Consider the following 2,570-nt stretch of genomic DNA (forward strand, 5'->3'; position numbering starts at 1 on the left):
CTTCGACGAGCTATGACTGGTTGAAATATCTGATCACAAGGTTCGAGCCCGGAGACGGTCCGCAAAATCAGATGGTAGCCTTTTTGCGCTCCATTTTCGGCGAACACGTCCTGATTCATCCGATGCTGAAAAGCACGGCGATTTCGGATGCTGGCCTGACCAACCAAACAATTTACGAAGTCGAGCGGAACCAGTTCACGCGGTCGACCTATGACCGAGCCATCGAATCAGTGAACTTCGTCAATGCTGAAATTGAAGCATCGATTCGCCAGGCTTGGGGGAGGGCGGCATGAGCCGAAAAGCTCTGTTCACAAATCTCGGTGGTGCAGGACACGCGAACGAGGGTTCGTCTGCGGCGGCTGGGGACGCAGCTACGGCGAGCGATGCGCATCGGCCTACGCGTCTGCGGACACGCCCAATCTTGGGCTCGCCCGAATTGCTTTCCGAACCGGCGACGACGCCCGTCGGTGCCATCGGGCAATCGCTTGGCGAGTTCAACGAGAAGGCGAAGCGCGCCGAAGAGATTGAGCGCAAGCTGACCGCCGGACAAGTGATCATAGAACTTGATCCGGCACTCATTGATCCATCGTTTATCTCGGACCGAATGCCATCTTCCGCCGAGGGACTGGCCGATTTAAAGGAAGCGATCCGCGAGCACGGACAATTCAATCCAATCCTTGTGCGTCCGCACCCCGAAAAGACGGGGCGGTTTCAGGTCGCATTCGGCCATCGTCGACTTCGGGCGGTCACTTCGCTTGGGCGTCCAATTAAAGCCGTGGTCCGAGACTTGACCGACGAGCAACTCGTCATCGCCCAAGGTCAAGAAAACCACGAACGAAAAGACCTCTCCTATATCGAAAAAGCGCGCTTCGCTCGCCGTCTTGAGGAGCGTTTTAGCCGCGCAACGATTATGGCGGCGTTATCGGTCTACAAGAGCGACCTCTCGAATATGCTCTCGGTCGTCAGCAAAATCCCCGAGGAGATTATAGATGCGATTGGCCCTGCGCCGGGCATCGGCCGTCGCAGCTGGATTGAGCTCGCCGACTATTTATCGAAGGGTGAGACCGCTTCGGCCGTTCGGAAAGCAGCGTTAGACTCAGACCTCGCGCCGCTTACTAGCGACGAGCGTTTCAAGCGCGTTCTTGCCTCGACAAAGGCGCGGTCAATCCCCGCCCAAAGCGAAAATTGGCGAGCAGCCAGTGGTGAGCCGCTGGCGACGGTCGCGCAGAACGCGAAGCGCGTTTCTCTTACAATAGATCGACAGAAGGCACCCGAGTTCGCCAATTTCGTGCTGAACCGTCTTCGCGATCTCTATCTCGAATTTGAGGCTGGTTCTCCGGAGCCGTCTTGATGGCGTGAGCGTAGCCCAAGTGTATTTGCAGGAGACCTAACGACAAAGGAAAAAGGCCCCCGAAACAAAGTTCCGGAAGCCCTTCTCGTGTTTTGGCGAATTCGAGAATCACATTTCCGCGAATCACTGTCAAGAGTCTCATGAGAGATTCAACACCGTTTCGGTGAGCGTATTTCTTTTGCCTAGAAGAGGGTGAAAGAAAGTGGAAACCCATAATCCAACGACGCCTTTTGGGCGGCGGCCGCTGAAACTTGCCCACGTGGCGAGCCAGGCGGCGGCGAAGGTGCGCCCACCTGAAAAGTTCGCGCATAAATGGAATGTGTTTCGAGCGATTTGCGCGGCGCGAGCGCGTCTCGCCGTGTCCGAGCGCGCGTTGGCGGTGCTCGATGCGCTGCTGACGTTTCATCCGGAAACCGTGCTCGCTGGCGAAGACCTCGTGGTCTTTCCGTCAAACCGCCAGCTCAGCCTGCGCGCGCACGGCATGGCGCCGGCGACGCTACGGCGCCACCTTGCCGTGCTGGTCGACGCCGGACTCATCGTGCGACGAGACAGCCCCAACGGCAAACGCTATGCGCGCAAGGATGGGGCAGGGGAGATTGAGATCGCCTTCGGTTTCGATCTTTCGCCCCTGGTCGCGCGCGCCGATGAATTTGAATCGCTCGCCGAAGCCGTGCGCGCCGAAGAGCGCGCGCTCAAACGCGTCCGCGAACGGATAACGATCTGCCGCCGCGACCTCGGCAAGATGATTGCCACCGGCATTGAAGAAGGCGCGCCGACGCGGCGGGCGGGGCAGGGGCCGGCTGATTGGTCTGCCGTCCACGACCTGTTTCGAGGGATGGTCGCCAGGATTCCGCGCACCGCGACGAGGGAAGAGTTGGAGCCCGTGGCCGATGAACTGGCGATGCTGTCCGCCGAAGTGCTCGGCCTGTTGGAAAGTCACATCAATTCTCAAAATATAAGCGCCAATGAGTCTCAAACTGAGCGCCACATACACAATTCAAAACCAAACTCTCCTATTGATCTTGAACCTGGCCTCCGAAAAGGCAGGGCCGACGATCCGGGCTCAATGGTTTCAGAACCGAGCTCTCCCCAAAGACCCCAGGATCAGGAGGCAGTCCATGCGACACGGATCAGCGCGGCGACCAACGCCTCTCCTCTGGGGATGGTGCTCGAAGCCTGCCCCGACATCGCCGACTACGCCAAGGGTGGGATCAGTTGT

Annotated in this window: 2 protein-coding genes and 1 pseudogene; all 3 read left to right on the forward strand. The window is 58.6% G+C overall.

Annotation, left to right across the window (positions count from 1 at the left end):
- A pseudogene (locus ACLP2E_RS12225) lies at positions 1-293 on the forward strand (plasmid partitioning protein RepA); the annotation flags it as partial.
- Positions 290-1,351 (forward strand): plasmid partitioning protein RepB, encoded by a 1,062-nt coding sequence (gene repB / locus ACLP2E_RS12230; RefSeq protein ID WP_442466087.1) that lies wholly within the window; start codon positions 290-292, stop codon positions 1,349-1,351. The pseudogene ACLP2E_RS12225 and the gene repB, both read left to right, overlap by 4 nt.
- A 202-nt stretch (positions 1,352-1,553) precedes the next feature.
- The coding region (gene repC, locus ACLP2E_RS12235; RefSeq protein ID WP_442466088.1) for a plasmid replication protein RepC at positions 1,554-2,570 on the forward strand (1,017 nt) is incomplete at its 3' end.

It is taken from the genome of Rhodoblastus sp. (assembly GCF_052145335.1).
Lineage (GTDB): Bacteria > Pseudomonadota > Alphaproteobacteria > Rhizobiales > Beijerinckiaceae > Rhodoblastus.

What these genes read in the sequence shown, in the direction of transcription:
- repB (WP_442466087.1), top strand. Translation starts at nt 290, where the DNA reads ATGAGCCGAAAAGCTCTGTTCACAAATCTCGGTGGTGCAGGACACGCG.